This is a genomic window from Sphingomonas sp. Leaf17, from assembly GCF_001421505.1.
Lineage (GTDB): Bacteria > Pseudomonadota > Alphaproteobacteria > Sphingomonadales > Sphingomonadaceae > Sphingomonas.
Window position 1 is genome coordinate 192692 of record NZ_LMKL01000001.1, and the last position, 19233, is coordinate 211924.

Here is a 19233-nt window from a genome sequence, read left to right on the forward strand (position 1 = left end):
GGGATGCACGTTCACTTACGCCAGCATGCCCAGCGGCGCTTCGACCAGTTCCTTGAACGCCTTCATCAACTGCGCGCCATCCGCGCCGTCGATCGCGCGGTGATCGAAGCTGCCGGTCGCGCTCATGACGCTCGCCACGCCCAGTTCACCGTTCACGATGTACGGCCGCTTCTCGCCCGCGCCGATCGCCATGATCATGCCCTGCGGCGGGTTGATGACCGCCTCGAACTGCTTGATGCCGAACATGCCCATGTTGCTGAGCGACGCGGTGCCGCCCTGGAACTCATGCGGGGCCAGCTTGTTGTCGCGCGCGCGGGTCGCCAGATCCTTCATCGACGTCGAGATCGTCGACAGCGATGCGGTGTCCGCCCCCGTGATGATCGGCGTGATGAGGCCCGACGGCGTGCTGACCGCGACCGAAATGTCGGCGCGGGCAAAGCTGACCAGCTGGTCCGGCGTGAACATGACGTTGCACTTGGGCACCGCCATCAGCGCGACACCCAGCGCCTTGATGAGCAGGTCGTTCACCGACAGCTTCACGCCGCGCGATTCGAGGCTTGCGTTCAGTTCGCCGCGCAGCTTCAGCAGCGCGTCGAGGCGCACGTCCACCGTCAGGTAGATGTGCGGCACCGTCTGCTTCGATTCGGTCAGGCGGCGCGCGATCGTCTTGCGCATGTTGCTGAGCTTGGTCAGCTCGTGCGGGATATCCGGGATCGCGGCGGGCTTGGCGGCAGCGGCAGGCGCGGCTGCGGGAGCCGGCGCAGCGGATTCGGGCTTGGCGGCCGGTGCAGCACCAGCCTTCGCACCATCAACGTCCGCCTTGACGATCCGCCCGTTGGGTCCGGTGCCGGTCACGGCCGACAGGTCCAGTCCCTTGTCGGCGGCCAGACGGCGCGCCAGCGGGCTGGCCTTGACCCGAGTGCCCGAGGCTGCCGACGCGGCAGCCTTGCCGGCGTCGGCGGGACGGCCGTGATCTTCGGCCTGTGCTTCGGTGCGCGTCGCGGGTGCCGCCTCGCTGCCGGTCTTGTTCGGGTCGGTCGCGTCGGGCTTCGCTTCGCTGGCCTTGGCGGCGGGAGCAGGCGTCGAATCCTTGGCCGACGAATCGGAAATGCTGGCGGCGTCCTCACCCTCTTCGGCAAGAATCGCGATGACCGATCCGACCTTCACGCCGTCGGTTCCCTCGGAGATCGTGATCTTGGCGATCACGCCCTCATCAACCGCCTCGAACTCCATCGTCGCCTTGTCGGTCTCGATTTCGCACAGGATATCGCCCGACTTGACGCTATCGCCTTCCTTCACAAGCCATTTGGCCAGCGTGCCTTCCTCCATCGTGGGCGACAGCGCGGGCATCTTGATCTCGATCGACATGAAGGTCCTCGTTTCCGTAGCGGCCCCGTTCTCTCGCGTCCCAACCGCGCCGGGTCAAGGCTTGCGTCGCATCGCCAGTCACGTCACCGTAGCGAAAGGGGAGCAAAACATGCGTATCTATCTCGTGGTGATCGACGACAGCCCGGAAGCGGAGATCGCGCTGCGCTTTGCCGCGCGGCGCGCGGTGAAGACCGGCGGCGGCGTCGAAATCCTGACCCTGCTGCCGCCACAGGAGTTCATCGCCTTTGGCGGCATCCAGGCCACGATCGAGGAGGAGGCGCATCTGCATGCGGAGGGGCTGGTGACCGCGGCGGCCGGCACGCTGCTGGAGGAATCGGGCCTGCGCCCCTCGATCACCGTGCGCGAGGGCGACGGTCCCAGGATTGTCCGCGAGATGATCGACGCCAACCCCGATATCGCCGCGCTGGTGCTGGGTGCCGCCGCCAACGGCCCGCCCGGCCCCCTCATCAGCCATTTCGCCGGCCCCGACGCCGGCGCGCTGCCGGTCCCGGTCATGATCGTCCCCGGATCGCTGACGCGCGAGGCCATCGACCGGCTGAGTTGAGCGGCACGACGACCCGCGCCGGTTCAGACCATGTCGTTGCCGAACAGGTCGGACTCGATTTCGGCCACCCGCGCCCGCCGGCGGCACAGTGCCTGCTGCACCGAATCGTTGACCTCGTCGGCGCGGTTTTCCCGGCTTGCCTGCAGATGTTCGATGTAGACCGGTTTGTCCTCATGGCTCTCCCGGCGTTTTCGATAGAAGTCGAAGATGCCGCACAGCGACGGCGGCAACAGATTAAGAGTATAGCCCAGCGCCGCACCGCCCCGGATATCCCGCTGAATATCGTCCAGCGGCCACTGGTCCCACGCCAGGGGATCGGCATCCATCCGCTGCTGCCAGTCCTTCAGGAATATATGCGCGCCGGGTGTGTCGGCGAGATAGATCGTGCCGCCGCGCATCTTCCCGTCCCGAAGCACGGCAACGCCGACATCCTCGCCGATCCCGCGTAGGTACGGCCAAGGGTCGCGGTGCAGGATGGCATCGACGTCGACATAAAGCAGCGGGCCGGCAAGGTTACGGCGCTGGTCCGCCAGGAATGCGGCTTTCCGCCGCACGACGGTCAGCCAGTCCTGTCCCGACGGCATTTCGGTCATCACGATCGGCAGGCCTAGCCGTTTCGCCGATGCCTCCAGCCGGCGGGCTTCCCGGCGGTACACGGGGTCGTCGGTATAATAGGCGACGATCGTCCCGCAGCGATCGTCCAGCCCCTCGGGCGCGCTCTGCGCCAGCGTGTCGAACCACTGCCGGTCGGTTTCATACCCCAACGCTTCCAGATGATCGAACAGGCCCGGCGCAAGACGGAATTGACGGACGAGCCGCGCGGCGTGAACTGGATCGGCCCAACTGTTGCGCCGCGCGGCGTCGATCGGCCGGATGCCGTTCAACGGCATCGTCAACCCGTCTGGTATCGGCCGTTGGTGAAACGACGCAAATTTATGCGCGAACGACAGCCCGGTCCAGCGTGCGATCGCCCGCTGGCAGGATCCGGGTGTGGTGACGAGCTTTTCATAGCGGATCATGCGACAGGACAGGTCTGTCCGCGAGAGCGCCTCACGGACCGCGTCTGCGTAATCGCTCAGCCCGGGATCGGCGAACGACTCATAATCAGGGGTAACGTTCAGGCTGTAATCATGGCCGATGAAAGGCTGGCGATCATAGGATGCGTGGCGCGACACCAGAACACTGCGCGGATCACGCACGGTCAGCAGGATGAATCGTTGCCGCCGGCGCCGGCCCAGCGTCGACAGGATCTTGTCGATCGCAAATATGTCCTTGGGACGCTTCGTGACAACGAGGTCTCCAACCCTGTTTTCCTTATGCAGCGCGGATACCTCCGCCGGCGAAAAGCGGACCGGCAGGCCGTCCTGCGTCGCCCCCGCATTCGCCATCGCCATATAGAGCAGGGTCGAACCGCTGCGGGGAAAGCCGCATATCGCGATATTTCGCAGCATGTGGCGTAAACCCCGACCGTTGACCCACTGCGGCGTACAGCAGCACGGGTTCCAATCTACCAGCTTCGACCGGCACCGCGATCTGTTTTTCGTTCGGCATGTTGGGCAGGCGCATGGTCGACCCATGTCATGTGCGAAAGGGTGCGGACCTTTCGCACTCACCCGTCGTTACGCTTGCTCTGGATCAGGAGCATTGTCCCATAAAGAAGCATTTCATCGCCGCGCTGATGGCCGTGGCTGTCGCGACGCCCGCCATGGTGCCGGTCGAGGCAACGGCCCAGCGGCGGGACAACGACCGCCGCTGGCAGGGCGACCGGGACAACCGCAACTGGGATCCGGCCAGCAGCCATCGCGACGGCAGGTATCGCGAACGTCGGCTTGGCCGCAACGACCGGATCTATCGCGGTCGTGACGGGCGCGCCTATTGCAAGCGCAACGACGGCACCACCGGTCTGGTCGTCGGTGCGGCGGCCGGCGGCCTGCTTCGCCAACCTGATCGGCGGCGGCACGCTTGGTACGCTGGCGGGTGCCGGTGGCGGCGCGCTGCTGGGACGCTCGGTCGATCGCGGCAATGTAAAATGCCGGTAAATATCTGGTAAACAAGGGCCTATCGACGGCAACCGGGTTATCGGTCGCCGTTTTTTGTCGCGCAAGATCTGTCTTTGGCGAAAAAACGCTGTCCTACACGGGCGCTGTTTGACATGGTTTTGCAAGGTCGTGACCGGCTTCTGCGGACAGACCACCGCCCCCCTTTGCGGGTATAACCTTTATAACCTTCCGGCGCACTGCCGCCGATTCGCGGCCCTCCCCTTGCGTCTCGTCGGCATCCCCGGCACCCTTGTCGTCATGCTGATATCCCTGCTTCTCGCCGCCGCCGCGCCGGCCCTGCCCGCCCCGTCGCAGCCACGGCTGCGTGCGACAGTGACGGCGCTGGTCGGGTTCGGCACGCGCCACACCCTGTCGACCACCACCGATCCGAAGCGCGGCATCGGTGCGGCGCGCGACTGGACGGCCTCCCGGTTCCGGGCGCTCTCGGCCGGGTGCGGCGGCTGTATCACCGTCGAACGGATCAGCCGCCGGTTCACCGGCCCGCGCGCCCCCCAGGGCGTTCTGGTCGAGGACGTGCTTGGCATCCAGAAGGGCCGCGATCCGACCCGCGTCATCATCGTCGGCGCGCATGTCGACAGCCGCGTGACCGGCGAGATGGACGCGACCTCCCACGCGCCCGGTGCCAACGATAACGCCTCGGGCGTGGCGCTGGTGCTGGAGGCGGCGCGACTGTTGTCCGGACGCCAGTTCGACGCCACCATCGTCTATGCCGTCTTCTCGGGCGAGGAGCAGGGGCTGTGGGGCGCGACGCTGCTCGCCGATACCGCCAGGGCGCGCGGCTGGACCGTTTCCGCGATGCTCAACAACGACATCGTCGGCAACAGCGTGGGGCAAGGCGGCGTCCGGGTGGCCGACCGGGTCCGCGTCTTTTCCGAAGGGATCCGCGCATCGGAAGACATCGCCCAGCAGCAGCGACGCCGGGCGGAAGGCGGCGAGGATGACGGACCCAGCCGCGCGCTGGCCAAGACGGTCGACGGCGTCGCCCGCACCCTGCCCGACGGGCTGGACGTGATGCTCGACCGCCGGCCCGACCGGTTCGGACGCGGCGGCGACCACGAACCGTTTCTGAAGCTCGGCTATCCGGCGGTCCGCTTTTCGGTCGCGGCGGAAAACTGGGATCGTCAGCATCAGGATCTGCGGACCGAGGGCGGCACCGACTATGGCGACACGATCGCCGGCATGGACTTTGTCTATCTGGCCCGGGTGACGGCGATCAACGTCGCCACCATCGCCCGCCTCGCCGCCGCGCCCGCGGCGCCATCCGACGTCGGCATCGCCGGGGCGTTGTCGCGCGACACGACGGTGACCTGGAGCGCCGTGCCGGGTGCCGCCCGCTACCGGGTCCGCTGGCGGCGCAACGACACCACCGACTGGACCGGCAGCCGCGACGTGACGGGGACGCAGACCGTCCTGACGCAGACGCCGGTCGACGACCATTTCGTCGGCGTATCCGCACTGGCGGCGGACGGCAGCGAAAGCGTGGTCAGTTTTGCCGGACGCGTTGCCCGGCCGCGGTGAAACCGCTCAGCCGCGCTGCCCGCGAATGATGGCATAGACGGCCCTCGCATCGGCAATGCGCAGGAACCGGGCCGATGCGCTCAGCGCCGGGGTCCAGATTCCGAACCCCGACCGGCCGCTGAACAGCGATTCCGTCTCGAACTGGATCGTCCCCGGCCCTGCCGCCGTTTCGCGCAGGTCGAGCATCGGCAGATTGCGGATATCGAGCGAGCGCATCGACCCGCCAAGGCCCTGCCGCCGGATCAGGATACGTTGGTCTGTGACGGCGTAGCGCGTGCGCCGTCGCAACCACATGTCGTGCAGGAACCGCCCGGCGACGACATAGACCCCGACCACCAGAAACGGCACGCCGAACAGCGTGAATTCGGTCGGTGCGTCCGCCGTCCAGGCCGTGATGTTCCAGAACACCATGAACCCGCCCCAGAGCAGGCTGAACGGAATCAGCAGCCACTCGATCGGCCGCAGGAACAGGCCGCCATCCGGCCGCCCGGTCCAGAGCAGACGTTCGCCGGCGAACAGCGTGTCGTGCCAGGCGTCCGTCACGGTGCCTGACGACGCGGGGACCAATACGGGATCGGCCCGGTCCGTCGTCACCGACGGACCAGCTTCGATCCGCGCGCCTTGGTATATACCGTCCGGGTACGCGGGCGGCTGTAGGAAACGACGTCCTCATAGGTCGTCGTGGTCGTCGTCGTGACGCTGGGCGCGTTCTGGACGGTGACGGTCGTCGTGCCGCCCGGGCCATAGCTGACCACCGGCGCGCCATAGCCGTGGTTCCCACCGACCTGGGTCGTGACGACGGTCGTCTGTCCATCCGCCGAGGTCCAGCGGCCGTTACCCCGGTCGATCATGGCCGGCGCCGTGCGATAGGCGTCGGCATAACCGCGGTCGCCATAATATGGCGGCGGCGGGCCGTCGGGGGCCATCGGCACATCATAGCCCGCGCCATAGCCATCCGGCCCGGCGTCATGGCCGCGTGGCGGCGGCGGCGGCGGCGGCATCCGCCGACCGCGATCTTCAGCCCTGCGATCTTCAGCTTTGTCGATCGCATAGCCCGCCGCGGCACCGACACCAGCGCCGATCAGCGTACCACCCAGTCGGTTGCCGCGTCCGGCGATCACGTTGCCCGCAACGCCGCCGGCAACCGCACCGATCGCCGCGCCGCCGACCCCGGTATCACGTCGCACCGGAGGCGGAACTTGCGTGAAGCCCGGCCGGGCGTAATCGCGCACGACGGCGGGCGGCGGCACGCGATCGGCGGCGTAGGCGACGTCATCCCCGGCATAGTAACCGGCGTCGTCATACCGGTCCCAATTGACCGCGCTCATCGAATCATACACCGCGCCGCGCCCGTCGATCAGCACCGCGTCGTCGTAATAGCGCGTCCAGCGGTAGCCCTGCGGGGGCCGCGCCAGCCCATAGGTCGACCAGTCGTTGATATAGAAGCGCGGTGCGTTCCAATAGGCCGGCAGCGCATAGCCCCGGGTAGGGCGACGATAGGCGCGCCAGCCGCCGGGTGCGTTGGTCCCACCCCACCAGCGGCCATCGACCTTGCTGCCCCAGCGCGGTGCGTGAACGGTCGGCGACAGGGGGCGGGCGCCGGGCGCGGCATAGGTGGCACCGGGCGCGCGCTGGACGATCCGCTGCGCCTGCGCGTCACCGGCAAATGCCATCCCGGCCATCAGGCCGGCGGCGATCCCTGTCGTTGTCCACCCGATCGTCCGTCGCATCGTCGCTACTCCCTGGTTCCGCCCACCTCGCGCCAACGCACGATCTGTTAAGGTGTTGCTTACCAAGGCCGCCAGCGAGTCGCCATCGCCCGCAGCGTCCCGATTCGGATCAGCCCCAGGTCGATAGGACAGGGTTAACCGATCCGGGTCGACAGCAGCACGCCGATCGCCGCGCATCCCGCCTCGTCCTCGGCGTCGAACCGCGCCGGCACGGGGCTGTCCAGATCAATGACCGCGATCACGCGCCCGCCCTGCATCACCGGCACCACCAGTTCCGACCGGCTGGCCGCGTCGCAGGCGATGTGGCCGGGAAAGGCATGGACGTCGTCGACCCGCTGCACCTGCCCGCGCGCCGCCGCCGTGCCGCACACCCCCTTGCCGATCGGAATGCGGATGCACGCCGCCTTGCCCTGAAACGGCCCGAGGACCAGTTCGCCCTCGATCACGCGGTAGAACCCGGCCCAGTTCAGATCGGGCAGATACTGCCACAGCAGCGACGCGGCATTGGCCATGTTGGCAATCCCGTCGTGCTCGCTGTCGGTGATCGCGGCGATCGCCGACAGCAGGTCACGATAGGTTTCGGCTTTCGAGCCGGCGGAAATGGTGAAATCGTACATGCGCGGTCAGATAGGGCGCGGGTGGCGCGGCGTCATCCCCCCGTGTCCCCGCGCGATCTTCAGGACTATGCTATCGCCCTGCTACCACCCCGGCGAAGGCCGGGGCCCAGTAGGGAGAACGCTCATGACAAAGGGCTTCACGACGTCGGCAACGCTTGCCCGATTGCCCCCGGCCTTCGCCGGGGAGGTACGAAACGACAGGACGTCGAGAACACGGTACAGCGCCGCAAAAGTCGCCCCTAATCCTCGCGCACGCGCCCGCGCCCGGCCTTCACCCCCGCACGCCCCTTCTTCGCATCGACCCGCCTGGTCTGCGACGCCTTGGTCGGGCGGGTCGGGCGGCGCTTCTTGGGCACGATCGTCGCCTCCTGGATCATCGCGATCAGCCGCTCGCGCACCTCCTGGCGGTTCAGCAGTTGCGAGCGCGATCCTTCGCTGCGCAGCACCAGCACCCCGTCGCGGGTCAGCCGCGATCCGGCAAGCACCGCGAGGCGCGCCTTCACCATCTCGGGTAAATTGGGCGATCCGGCAACGTCGAAGCGCAGGATGACGGCACTGTCGGTCGTGTTGACATGCTGGCCGCCCGGACCACCCGAGCGCGTCGTCGTTTCGCTGATCTCGTCGCTGTCGATGGCGATGGAGCGGGTGACGGGAATGGCGACCATGGCGCAACCGCTCCGGGATTACCCGGCGGCGGGATCCGGTTCGAAGCCCGTTCCGAAACCCGCGTCCACGAACCGCTGCGGCAGCGGCGCGGTCGCGGTGATCGGGTCCTTCGTCGCGCGCGGCACGATCAGTTCGGCGGCGTGCAGCATCATGCCCAGCCGGTCGGCCCGGCCATAGACGCCATCGCCGACCACCGCCGCGCCAAGGCCGGTCGCGGCATGGACGCGGATCTGGTGCGTCCGCCCGGTCTGCGGCCGGAACTCGACCAGCGCGCGACCGCCATCGGTGCGGATCAGCGTCCATTCGGTGCGCGACGGCTTGCCCGCCGGATCATGCACCATCCGCCAGCCCGTCTCGCGCGTGCTGACCTTGGCCAGCGGCAGGTCGATCAACCCGTTCTCGCCCTCCGGAATACCCTCCAGCACCGCCAGATAGCGCTTGGACACCAGCCCGCCCTCGAACGCCTGCTGCAACCGGGCGTGCGCCTTGGGGTTGCGCGACAGCAGCAGGCAGCCGCTGGTATCACGGTCCAGCCGGTGGACCGCGTGCGGCCAGCGTTTGAACCCGAACTTCAGGCTGTCCATGTGATTTTCCAGGCTGATCGACCCGTCGCGGGGCCGGTCGACCGGGAGTCCGGCGGGTTTGTCGATGACAAGCGCTTCGCCGTCGATGAAAAGAACGTGGTCACCATGCATGCCACCGCCCTTGCCACCTCGACGCTTCGCATGCCAGTGCTTGGTGCAATGCTGGTCCGGCTTTTCCTCGCGACGGTGCTGGTCGCCGCCCCCGCCATCGCCGCCGCGCAGGTCTGCGACGGCAACGGCGTCGCGCGGTCGGCCGATGGCCGCATCCTCGGCCACCTGCCCTACGGCGACGTGGCCGAAGGCGACCTGATCGACGCGCCCGAGGGGTTTTCGGTGGGCCAGCGCTGCATGATCCGGCGCGAGGTGCTGCCCGACCTGATGCACCTGCTCGATGCCGCGCGGGGCGATCCGGCGGTCATGGGGCAGCTTCGCGGCCTGTCCTGCCACCGCTCGATCGGCCGGCAGAGCGCGGTCTTCTGCCGTGAAGGATCGAAGGGCGACGCCGCCGACCGGGCGATCTCGGTCGCGCCGCCGGGGCACAGCGAACACACCACCGGCTATGCGATCGACTTCGCGGTACGCCCGTCACCCAACTGCCCGGATGCCGAAACCTGCATGGCCGCCACCCCCGCCTATCGCTGGCTGCTGGCGAACGCGACCCGGTTCGGGTTCGAGCAGTCGTTCCCGATCAGCAACCGCCAGACGGTAAAATGGGAACCCTGGCACTGGCGCTGGGTCGGCACGACGCGGACCGCGCCCGGTGCCGCCCGCGCCCGCTTCGTCTTCGCCCGCGCCCGCTCGGCGTTTCCGGCCAATCCGGGGATCGCGGACCTGATCGCGATCACGGTCGGTTCCCAGCCCGCGCCACCCGTGCCGATGCCACCGGCCAAGCCGACCAAACGCAAGGCCGGGCGACGCTGACCCGACGGCTGATGGCCGCGGCAATTCATATTTCAATTTGGCTTTTTCCGGTCCCTGTGCTTGATGGACCGTACCGGCACGGCGACGAAGACCATGCACCGGAAGCGATCTTTGAGGGGATGACGATGCGCAAGGCCATGCTGAAAGCCGCACTATCCGGCATGATTTCCGGGCTGGCCGCCTTGACATCTGGGCTGGCCGTTCCCGCCGCCGCCCAGTCCTATGGTCCGATCAACGCCGACCTGCCCACCGGCGGCGAGGCGATCGTTACCCCGTTGGCGCCCGACGGCACGCCGCGCTTCGCCGGTCAGGACTGGACCCTGTCGACCTGGGTCCAGCCGTGCAGCCTGCCGACCGGCCCCGTCCGCGTCGCCGGCGTCGGCGATCCGCTGGTCGGGCCGAACCGCTATCTCGCGCTGATCGACGGCCGCCCGGCACTGGTGACGGAGGGCGGGACGCTGGTCGCGGCGGCGAAGCTGGCACCCGGCGCATGGCGACATATCGGCGCGGTCGTCACCAACGGACAGGCGCAGTTGTTCATCGACGGCAAGCGGGTCGGTCAGGGACCGATGGCGGCGGCACCGGTGCCGCTGACCGCACGCCTCGCCCCGCGCGGGATCGGACAGGCCTTTGCCGGACGGGTCGCCGACTTCCGCTTCGATGGCAGCGCGGTGGCGAACGACGCGATGCGCGACCGCGCCGATGCGAAACCCGACGTGTCGCTGATCGCGTTCCAGCAGGGCAGCCCGCGCTGGCCGGTGCAGGTTCGCCAGTCGCTCGGCCAGACCGCGCCCCAGCCGGCATGGACGCTGCCGCGATCGAACGCGCCGATCCCCGATGGCGTGGCCAAGCCGGTATCAACCCTGCCCGCGCTGGTCGCGACCGGCCCCGGCGCGTGGACCGTCAATGGCTGGCGGCTGGCCGAAGCGCCGAAGGTCACCGCGCCCGGCATGGTCATCAGCCGCGCCGGCTTCGACGCATCGGGCTGGTACGCGGCGACCGTGCCCGGCACCGTTCTGACCACATTGGTCGATCGCGGCGTCTATCCCGACCCGGCCTATGGCCTGAACAACATGGTCATCCCGGAAAGCCTGGCGCGACAGGATTACTGGTATCGCACCGAGTTCGACGCGCCCGCCGGTGCCGCTCCCCGCCAGTTCCTGACGCTGGACGGCGCGAATTACACCGCCGAGGTCTGGCTGAACGGCCAGCCGCTCGGCACGATGAAGGGCGCGTTCATCCGCGGCCGGTTCGACGTGACGGGCAGGCTGCTGCCCGGGCGCAACGCCATCGCCGTGAAGATTTCACCGCCGCCGCATCCCGGCATCGCGCACGAGGAATCGATGACGGCCGGCGTCGGCGAAAACGGCGGCATGATGATGCTCGACGGCCCGACCTTCGTCGCGACCGAAGGGTGGGACTGGATCCCCAGCATCCGCGATCGCAACACCGGCCTGTGGCAGGGCGTCCGCCTGACCGCGACCGCCGACGCGGCACTGGGTGATGCGCAGGTCGTGACCACCCTGCCCAGGCCCGACAACAGCGTCGCCGATGTCGAGATCACGGTGCCGGTCACCAACCTGTCCGACGCACCCGTCACCGCCACCGTCCGCGCCGCCTTTGACGACGTGACGGTCGAACGGCAGGTCGCGCTGTTCCCGCGTCAGGCGACCAGCGTCGTGTTCAAGCCCGCCGACTTTCCGCAGCTTTCGGTGCAGAACCCGAAGCTCTGGTGGCCCAACGGATATGGCGACCCCGCGCTCCACGACCTGACGCTGATCACCAGCATCGGCCAGACCGTCAGCGATACGCGCAAATTGCGCTTCGGCATACGGCAGGTGACCTATGACATCTCGCTGATGGATCAGGCCGGCGACCTCGACCGCGTCCATATCGACCTCAGCAAGGCGCGCAGCCTCGGCCAGCAGATCGTCGACGGCACGCATGACGGCATCCGCAAGGTGCCCGACGGCTGGGCCGCCAGCCTGGTGCCGGGTGCGGAAAAATCACCCGCCGTCACCCCCGTCACCGACGCACCCGGCCTGTCGCCCTATCTGGTCATCCGCGTCAACGGCGTGAAGATCGCGGCGCGCGGCGGCAATATCGGCATGGACGACTTCATGAAGCGGACCGAGCGGTCGCGGCTGGAACCGTATTTCCGGCTGCACCAGGACGCGCACCTGAACATCATCCGCAACTGGGTCGGCCAGAACACGCAGGACAGTTTCTTCGACCTCGCCGACGAATATGGCCTGATGGTCCTGAACGATTTCTGGGAATCGACGCAGGATTACAATATCGAGGCGCAGGATCCCGCGCTGTTCGTCGCCAACGCGACCGACGTGGTCAAACGCTACCGCAACCACCCCTCAATCGTCGCATGGTTCGGCCGGAACGAGGGCGTGCCCCAGCCGATCCTGAACGAGGCGCTGCAATCGCTCATCAATACCGAGGACGGCACGCGGCTGTACATGGGATCGTCCAACCGGGTGAACCTGCAGAACTCCGGCCCGTACAACTGGCGGCCGCCGGTCGAATATTTCACCGAGCTGGCCAAGGGCTTTTCGGTCGAGAGCGGCACCCCGTCGCTGCCGACGCTGGAGGCGTGGAAACGCGCGATCCCCGCCGCCGACCGCTGGCCCATCGGCGACGTCTGGGCCTATCACGACTGGCACCAGACCGGGAACGGCGCGGTCAAGACCTACATGGACGCGCTGGAGGCGCGCTTCGGCCCCGGCACCAGCCTGGAGGATTTCGAGCGCAAGGCGCAGATGATGCAGTATGAATCCTACCGCGCCATCTTCGAGGGGATGAACGCCGGCCTGTGGACGCAGAACAGCGGCCGGATGCTGTGGATGACGCAGCCGGCGTGGCCGTCCTCCGCGTGGCAGATCTTCTCGTCCGACTACGACACGCAGGCCAGCTTCTACGGCGTGAAGAAGGCGTCGGAGCCGGTCCACGTTCAGATGAACCTGCCCGATCACAAGGTCGTGCTGGTTAACAACCGCCTCGCCGACCTGACCGGCGTGACGGTGACCGCCAAGGTCGTCGGCCTCGACAACACGGTGCTCGCGCAGAACAGCACGACGCTGACCGCGCCCCACGAACAGGCGACCGACGCCTTCACCCTCGACCTTGCGCCCGCGCTGGCCAGGGGGGTGGCGCTGGTCCGGCTGGACGCGACCGACGCCATGGGCAATGTTTTGTCGACCAACACCTATTGGCAGGCCGCCGGCGATGCGCAGTACCGCGCGCTGAACGATCTCGCGAAGGTGGTGCTGGAGGCGCAGACGAAAATATCGAGCGAGGGCGACGACGGGGTGATGACCGTCATCCTGCGCAACGCCGCCGCCGTGCCCGCGATCGAAACCAAGCTGACCGCGTTCAACGGCGACGGATCCCAGATCCTGCCCGCCTATTTCAGCGACAACTACGTCACCCTCCTGCCCGGCGAGACCCGGACGGTCACCGTCCATTATCCCGCCGCCAAGGCCCAGCGCCCTTACGTCGCACTGCGCGGCTGGAACGTCACCAACGCCCGCGTGGGGACCGCGAAATGAATGATTGTCTGTCCACCTTCATCCCCGTCGCCCTCGCGAAGGCGGGTATGGTGGCGCTGATGGCTACCCCAGCCACCGCCCAGACAACGCCCGCGCCCGCCCCCAGCGTGACCTCCCCGGACGGCCGCGTCACCGTCACGATGGGCACCAGTGCCGACACCCAGCCGACTTACACGCTCGCCGTCGCCGGCCGCACGCTCATCACCCCCTCCCCGCTCGGCCTTGAGTTCGAGCGTTATGCCAAGCTGGCCAACGGCCTCGCCGTCGCCAGCGTCGACCGGCGCGCCGGCGAGGATCGCTACACATTGCCGGCGGGCAAGGTGTCGTCGGTCGCCGAACGCTATAGCGAAATCACGGTCCATTACGCGGAACCGACCGACCAGCGCCGCCGCCTCGACATCGTCGTGCGTGCCTATGACACCGGCATCGCCATCCGCTACCGCGTGCCCGCCCAGCCGAATGTTAAGGCACTGCGGATCGCCAACGAACTGACCCAGTTCGCCTTTGCCGGCGACTATGCCTGCACCGGCCTGAACCTCGGCAGCTTTGGCACCAGTCACGAGGGCGAGTATGATCCCGTCCGCGCCTCCGCGATCCGCCCGCACAATCTGTACGAACTGCCGCTCGTCTGCGAAACCGGCCCCGGCGCACCCACGATCGCCATCGCCGAGGCCGCGGTCGAAAACTGGCCGGCGATGTACCTGACCGGCACCGAAACCGGTGCGACCGGCGTGGCCGCGAAACTCGCGCGCCGCCCCGACGATCCCGACATTGCGGTGAAGATCGACGTCGGCACCGGCGGCATCCAGTCGCCGTGGCGCGTCGTCATGGTCGGCACGACACCGGGATCGTTGATCGAAAACACCTTGCTGACCTCGCTCAACCCGCCCGCGCAAGGCGATTTCGCCTGGGTGAAGCCAGGCAAGACCGCCTGGGACTGGTGGTCCGGCCCGATCCTTGCCAGCGTGCCCGACGCCGGCACCAACGACGCGACGATCAGGGGCTATATCGACTTCGCGGCAGCGCAGAAGCTGCCCTACATGATGGTCGACGAGGGCTGGTATGTGAACGCCGGCGGCGGCGCGATGCTGAAGCCGGGCGCCGATCCGCTGACCGTCGTGCCGGCCGTGAACCTGCCGGCGATGGTCGAATATGGCCGCCAGCGCGGCGTCGGCCTGATCGTGTGGGTCCACTGGAAGCTGCTCGATGCCGACATGGACCGGATCCTCGCGCAGTATGAACGCTGGGGGCTGAAGGGGATCAAGGTCGACTTCATGAACCGCGACGATCAGGAGATGATCGGTTTCTATCACCGCATCGCCGCCGCGACCGCGAAGCATCACCTGCTGCTCGACCTGCACGGCGCGACGCATCCGTGGGGCATGACCCGGACATGGCCCAACTACGTCACGCAGGAAGGCGTGCTGGGCGCGGAATACAATAAGTGGACAAAGCGGATCACCGCGCGCCACAACATCACGCTGGCCTATACAAGGATGCTCGCCGGGCCGATGGACTATACGCCCGGTGGCTTCCGCAACTGCAGCCCCGAGGCGTTCCGCATCACCGCCACCGCGCCCGAGGTGCAGACGACGCGTGGGGCGGGCCTTGCCATGTACGTCGTCTATGAAAGCCCGCTGGCCAGCGTCGCCGACAGCCCCGACGCCTATCGGGGGGCGAGCGGCGTGGACTTCCTCGCCGCCGTGCCCGCAACCTGGGACGAGACACGGTTCCTGTCCGGCGAACTGGGCGAGCACATCGCCGTCGCCCGGCGCAGCGGCGACCGGTGGTATGTCGGTGCGATGACCGATGCCGCCCGCACCGTCACCGTACCGCTGAGCCTCCTGAAGGCCGGACGCTACACCGCCACGCGTTGGCAGGACGGCACCAGCCCGACCGACGTCACCCGCGATCAGGTGCCCGTCACCGCGCGCGACACGCTCACCCTGACGCTCGCCCGCACCGGCGGCGGCGTCGCGATCCTGGAACCGGCACGATGACGAACACCACGACCAGAAAAGGGCGCGGCGTCCTGATCGCCAGCATCGGCACCGCCGCGCTGGCCGGCCTGTTGTTCGGCTTCGACACTGCGGTCATCGCCGGCGTCACCGGCGACCTGACCCGGCTCTACGGCCTCAGCCCGGAGACGCTGGGCGTCACCGTGTCGGCGGCCTTGTGGGGTACGATGATCGGCGCGATCGTCACCGGCAAGCCCGGCGACCTTTACGGCAGCCGCCGTGTGCTGGCGGTGCTGGGCGTGTTGTACGTCATCGCCGGTCTTGGCTGCGCGCTGGTGACCGACTGGTACGCCTTCCTCGCCTTCCGCTTCGCCTGTGGCCTCGCGATCGGCGGGTCGTCGGTGCTGGCCCCGGTCTACATCGCCGAGATCGCCCCGCCGAAGCAGCGCGGCCTGCTGGTCGGCCTGTTCCAGCTGGCGATCGTCACCGGCATCCTCGTCGCCTATCTCAGCAACGCCATCGTCGCCGGACTGGTCGAAACCGATGCCTGGCGCTGGAAGCTGGGCGTCACCGCCGCACCGGCGATCCTGTTCCTCGTCCTGCTCGCGCGCATCCCGGATTCGCCGCGCTGGCTGCTGACCAGGGGGCGTGACGCCGACGCGCGTACCGCGCTTGCCCGGATCGGACTTGCCTCGGCCGAGGCGGAGGCTGAAATCGCCTCTGCTCGCGCGGCGGCCCTTGCCGATACCGGCGGGGCGAAGCTCTCCTGGTCGCGCCACCGCCGGCCGATCCTGCTCGCGATCCTGCTGGCGATGTTCAACCAGCTCGCCGGGATAAACGCGGTCCTTTATTATCTGAACGACATCTTTGCCGGCGCGGGCGACGTCTCGCCCGATCGACAGGCGATCCTGATCGGCTGCGCGAACCTTGCCTTCACCCTGCTCGGCATGGTCCTGATCGACCGGGTCGGACGCAAGACGCTGCTCGCGGTCGGCGCGGCCGGCATGACCGTGTGCCTGTCGATCGCCGCCGCCGTGCTGTTTGGCGCAGCCGGACGGGGGCTGCTGCTGCCCGCACTGGTCGGCTTCATCGCCTTCTTCGCGACCAGCCAGGGCGCGGTCATCTGGGTCTATCTCAGCGAGATCTTCCCGCAGGCCGTCCGCGCGCGCGGCAGCGGCCTTGGCGCCAGCACCCACTGGCTGATGAATGCGGTCATCGCCAGTATCTTCCCGGTGATGGCGGCATGGTCGGCGGGCGCGCCCTTCGTCCTGTTCGCGGTCGCGATGGCGGTGCAGTGCGTCGTCGTGCTGATCTTCTTTCCGGAAACCAAGGGCGTCGCGCTGGACGACATGCACGCCCGCATGGAGACGCCCGCATGACCCGATACTGGATCGCCGCCGCCATGGCCCTGCTCACCGCCGCCACGCCCGCCCTCGCGCAGACCGATGCGCAACGCCAGCAATGGGCGCGCGAGGACGAGGAGCGCCTGCACACCGACTGGAGTCACCTGAAACGCTATCAGGCGGCCAATGCCGCGCTGGTGCCGACGCCCGGCCACCCCCGCATCGTCTTCATCGGCGATTCGATCACGCAGGGCTGGTTCGACCGCGTCCCCGCCTTCTTCACCCCCGGCCGGATCGGGCGCGGCATCAGCGGCCAGACGACGCCGCAGATGCTCGTCCGCTTTCGCCAGGACGTGATCGACCTGAAGCCCGACGTCGTCCAGATCATGGCCGGCACCAACGACATCGCCAGCGCGACCGGGCCGATGACCGTCGAGCAGAGTCAGGCCACGATCATGTCGATGGCCGAACTCGCGCGCGCGCACGGCATCCGCGTCATCCTCGCCTCGATCCCGCCGGCCGATCATTTCGAATGGCGGCCCGGCCTCGTCACCGCGCCCCGGATCGCGATAATGAACGCCTGGCTGCGCGACTATGCCGCGCGCACGGGTGCCACCTACGCCGATTACTGGCGTGTCCTGCACGACGGTGACGCCCTGCGAGCCGACTACGGCAGCGACGGGGTCCATCCAAACGAGGCCGGCTATGCGGCGATGGCCCCGGTGGCCGAGGCGGCGATCAAGGCCGCCCTGGCCAAACCCGCGCCAAAGGCGATCGCCCGATGATCCTCGCCGCCCTGCTGCTGGCGACCGCCGGCCCGGTTGTCGTGACCGATGACGGCCCGGTGCGCGGCGACAGTGCCGGCGCGGGCGCGGTATTCCGCGGCATCCCCTATGCCGCGCCACCGGTCGGCCCGTCACGCTGGCGTGCACCACGACGTCCCGCCCGCTGGACCGCCCCGCGCGACACGACCGGCCCCCACGCCGCCTGCCCGCAGATCGCCGCCGGCTGGAATGACACCGCGGCGGCGGCCAGCGACGAGAACTGCCTGTTCCTCGACGTCCGCACGCCCCGGCTGACGGCAGGCGCGAAGCTGCCGGTGATGGTGTGGATCCACGGCGGCAGCAACCGCGCGGGCAGCGGCAGCGGCACCGTCGATTCGCGGATCACCGACGACGGTATCGTGCTGGTCAGCATCCAGTACCGGCTCGGCGCGCTCGGCTTCCTGTCGCACCCGACACTCAGCGCCGAACAGGGTGGCCGATCCGGCAATTACGGCCTGATGGATCAGCAGGCCGCGCTTGGCTGGGTCCGGCGCAACATCGCAGCGTTCGGCGGCGACCCCGCGCGCGTGACGATCGCGGGAGAGTCCGCCGGCGCACAGGATGTCGGGCTGCACCTGCTGTCGCCCGGATCACGCGGGCTGTTCGCGCGGGCCATCGCCGAAAGCGGCACCGCCGGCTTCGGCCTGCCACCGCGCAGCCTGGCGCAGAACGAGGCACTCGGCACGCTGATCGGGCGGCAAGCCGGGCTGACGGCGCAGACCCCGGCCGCCTTGCGCGCGCTGTCGGTGGCGCAGGTGCTGAAGGCGGACACGGACGTCAACGTTCCCAACCTCGACGACGACAGCTTCATCTGGTTGCAGGCGGTGGTCGACGGCCGCGTCCTGACCGAAGCCCCCGCAAGCGCGCTGGCGCACGGCCAATTCGCCCGCGTGCCGCTCCTGATTGGCGTCAACGCCAGGGAACTGACCCTGCATGGCGGTCGCCCCGCCGCCGCGGCCACGGTCCGTCGCGAATTCGGTGCGAACGCCACGGCCGCGCTGGCGCTGTACGGCCTGCAACCGGGGGGCACGCCGGTCGACGATCCCCGCCTTGGCGACGTCACCCGGCAACTGGCGACCGACCTCACCTTCCGCTGTCCGGCCATCGCCGTCGCGAACGCCTTTGCCGCGCGCGGCGTGCCGGTGTGGCACTATCAGTTCGATTACGGCGCGGACGTCAGCCACGCCAGCGAACTGCGCTATGTCTTCGGTGAAACGAAGCCGGGCGAACCGCCGATGCGCCGCTACTGGAGCAATTTCGTCAGGGGCGGAACGCCCAATGGTGCGTCGTTACCCGTCTGGCCCGCCTATGCCCGCGGCCGTGCGTACATGGCGTTCGACCAGACCGGACCTGTGGCAAAGCAGAACCTGCGCGGGGCGATCTGCGCCTTGCGAGCGGTGCCCTGAAAGCCGAGAGCCGCACGAGACAACGCAAACAAAAAACCACCCCGGCATCCGCCGGGGTGGCATAGGTACTGCAGGCAACAACGGCGTCCTGTACTGTCGCCGACAGACCCGCC

The 19233-nt window shown here is 68.3% G+C and carries 15 protein-coding genes and 1 pseudogene; 9 read left to right on the forward strand and 7 right to left on the reverse strand.

Annotated elements, in window-relative coordinates:
* Window positions 1-15 precede the first annotated feature (15 nt).
* Window positions 16-1368, reverse strand: a complete 1353-nt coding sequence (locus ASE75_RS00965) for a pyruvate dehydrogenase complex dihydrolipoamide acetyltransferase (RefSeq protein ID WP_055927504.1) — start codon at window positions 1366-1368, stop codon at window positions 16-18.
* Between the two features lie 109 nt (window positions 1369-1477).
* On the opposite strand from ASE75_RS00965, the gene ASE75_RS00970 reads away from it, so the two are divergent.
* On the forward strand, window positions 1478-1933 hold the full coding sequence (locus ASE75_RS00970; RefSeq protein WP_055927507.1) for a universal stress protein: 456 nt from the start codon (window positions 1478-1480) through the stop codon (window positions 1931-1933).
* Between the two features lie 23 nt (window positions 1934-1956).
* Here ASE75_RS00970 and ASE75_RS00975 read toward each other — a convergent pair whose 3' ends face one another.
* Window positions 1957-3384: a putative nucleotide-diphospho-sugar transferase gene (locus ASE75_RS00975; protein WP_055927511.1), complete on the reverse strand. Its 1428-nt coding sequence runs from the start codon at window positions 3382-3384 to the stop codon at window positions 1957-1959.
* A 200-nt stretch (window positions 3385-3584) separates the two neighbouring features.
* Between ASE75_RS00975 and ASE75_RS00980 the strand changes: the two are divergent.
* Together ASE75_RS00980 and ASE75_RS00985 are read left to right on the forward strand one after the other, a co-directional pair.
* Window positions 3585-3972, forward strand: a pseudogene (locus ASE75_RS00980) (glycine zipper 2TM domain-containing protein).
* A 258-nt stretch (window positions 3973-4230) separates the two neighbouring features.
* On the forward strand, window positions 4231-5511 hold the full coding sequence (locus ASE75_RS00985) for a M20/M25/M40 family metallo-hydrolase (RefSeq protein WP_055929143.1): 1281 nt from the start codon (window positions 4231-4233) through the stop codon (window positions 5509-5511).
* 6 nt (window positions 5512-5517) lie between these two features.
* On the opposite strand, the gene ASE75_RS00990 is transcribed toward ASE75_RS00985, so the two are convergent.
* The 5 genes from ASE75_RS00990 to ASE75_RS01010 form a co-directional block, all read right to left on the reverse strand.
* Entirely contained in the window at window positions 5518-6054 is a 537-nt protein-coding gene (locus ASE75_RS00990) for a PH domain-containing protein (protein ID WP_156340033.1), read from the reverse strand.
* A gap of 47 nt (window positions 6055-6101) precedes the next feature.
* Complete coding sequence (locus ASE75_RS00995) at window positions 6102-7241, reverse strand: RcnB family protein (RefSeq protein WP_055927516.1); 1140 nt, start codon at window positions 7239-7241, stop codon at window positions 6102-6104.
* A 134-nt stretch (window positions 7242-7375) separates the two neighbouring features.
* A complete protein-coding gene (locus ASE75_RS01000) occupies window positions 7376-7858 on the reverse strand; it encodes a GAF domain-containing protein (RefSeq protein WP_055927519.1) in 483 nt (160 codons plus the stop codon).
* A 239-nt stretch (window positions 7859-8097) separates the two neighbouring features.
* On the reverse strand, window positions 8098-8523 hold the full coding sequence (arfB, locus tag ASE75_RS01005; RefSeq protein ID WP_055927523.1) for an alternative ribosome rescue aminoacyl-tRNA hydrolase ArfB: 426 nt from the start codon (window positions 8521-8523) through the stop codon (window positions 8098-8100).
* Between the two features lie 18 nt (window positions 8524-8541).
* The gene (locus tag ASE75_RS01010) at window positions 8542-9219 is read right to left on the reverse strand and encodes an RluA family pseudouridine synthase (RefSeq protein WP_055927526.1); all 678 of its coding nucleotides are present in this window, start codon (window positions 9217-9219) and stop codon (window positions 8542-8544) included.
* A gap of 30 nt (window positions 9220-9249) precedes the next feature.
* Here ASE75_RS01010 and ASE75_RS01015 point away from each other — a divergent pair, with 30 nt between their 5' ends.
* The 6 genes from ASE75_RS01015 (at window position 9250) to ASE75_RS01040 (ending at window position 19120) form a co-directional block, all read left to right on the forward strand.
* On the forward strand, window positions 9250-10029 hold the full coding sequence (locus ASE75_RS01015) for a M15 family metallopeptidase (protein ID WP_055929147.1): 780 nt from the start codon (window positions 9250-9252) through the stop codon (window positions 10027-10029).
* Window positions 10030-10148: 119 nt separating this feature from the next.
* Window positions 10149-13589, forward strand: coding sequence for a glycosyl hydrolase 2 galactose-binding domain-containing protein (locus tag ASE75_RS01020; protein ID WP_235512456.1), 3441 nt, complete (start codon window positions 10149-10151; stop codon window positions 13587-13589).
* A 59-nt stretch (window positions 13590-13648) separates the two neighbouring features.
* Window positions 13649-15589 (forward strand): glycoside hydrolase family 97 protein, encoded by a 1941-nt coding sequence (locus tag ASE75_RS01025; RefSeq protein ID WP_200922286.1) that lies wholly within the window; start codon window positions 13649-13651, stop codon window positions 15587-15589.
* Window positions 15586-16926: a sugar porter family MFS transporter gene (locus ASE75_RS01030; protein ID WP_055927532.1), complete on the forward strand. Its 1341-nt coding sequence runs from the start codon at window positions 15586-15588 to the stop codon at window positions 16924-16926. Before ASE75_RS01025 ends, ASE75_RS01030 begins: the two co-directional genes overlap by 4 nt.
* Window positions 16923-17675, forward strand: a complete 753-nt coding sequence (locus ASE75_RS01035; protein WP_055927535.1) for a GDSL-type esterase/lipase family protein — start codon at window positions 16923-16925, stop codon at window positions 17673-17675. The genes ASE75_RS01030 and ASE75_RS01035 overlap by 4 nt, the downstream gene beginning before the upstream one ends.
* Window positions 17672-19120, forward strand: coding sequence for a carboxylesterase/lipase family protein (locus tag ASE75_RS01040; protein WP_055927538.1), 1449 nt, complete (start codon window positions 17672-17674; stop codon window positions 19118-19120). The genes ASE75_RS01035 and ASE75_RS01040 overlap by 4 nt, the downstream gene beginning before the upstream one ends.
* The last annotated feature ends 113 nt before the right edge of the window (window positions 19121-19233 follow it).

Coding starts and splice junctions, on each gene's coding strand:
- ASE75_RS00965 (WP_055927504.1), bottom strand. CDS start 1,368: ATGTCGATCGAGATCAAGATGCCCGCGCTGTCGCCCACGATGGAGGAA.
- ASE75_RS00970 (WP_055927507.1), top strand. CDS start 1,478: ATGCGTATCTATCTCGTGGTGATCGACGACAGCCCGGAAGCGGAGATC.
- ASE75_RS00975 (WP_055927511.1), bottom strand. CDS start 3,384: ATGCTGCGAAATATCGCGATATGCGGCTTTCCCCGCAGCGGTTCGACC.
- ASE75_RS00985 (WP_055929143.1), top strand. CDS start 4,231: ATGCTGATATCCCTGCTTCTCGCCGCCGCCGCGCCGGCCCTGCCCGCC.
- ASE75_RS00995 (WP_055927516.1), bottom strand. CDS start 7,241: ATGCGACGGACGATCGGGTGGACAACGACAGGGATCGCCGCCGGCCTG.
- ASE75_RS01000 (WP_055927519.1), bottom strand. CDS start 7,858: ATGTACGATTTCACCATTTCCGCCGGCTCGAAAGCCGAAACCTATCGT.
- arfB (WP_055927523.1), bottom strand. CDS start 8,523: ATGGTCGCCATTCCCGTCACCCGCTCCATCGCCATCGACAGCGACGAG.
- ASE75_RS01010 (WP_055927526.1), bottom strand. CDS start 9,219: ATGCATGGTGACCACGTTCTTTTCATCGACGGCGAAGCGCTTGTCATC.
- ASE75_RS01015 (WP_055929147.1), top strand. CDS start 9,250: ATGCCAGTGCTTGGTGCAATGCTGGTCCGGCTTTTCCTCGCGACGGTG.
- ASE75_RS01020 (WP_235512456.1), top strand. CDS start 10,149: ATGACGATGCGCAAGGCCATGCTGAAAGCCGCACTATCCGGCATGATT.
- ASE75_RS01025 (WP_200922286.1), top strand. CDS start 13,649: ATGGCTACCCCAGCCACCGCCCAGACAACGCCCGCGCCCGCCCCCAGC.
- ASE75_RS01030 (WP_055927532.1), top strand. CDS start 15,586: ATGACGAACACCACGACCAGAAAAGGGCGCGGCGTCCTGATCGCCAGC.
- ASE75_RS01035 (WP_055927535.1), top strand. CDS start 16,923: ATGACCCGATACTGGATCGCCGCCGCCATGGCCCTGCTCACCGCCGCC.
- ASE75_RS01040 (WP_055927538.1), top strand. CDS start 17,672: ATGATCCTCGCCGCCCTGCTGCTGGCGACCGCCGGCCCGGTTGTCGTG.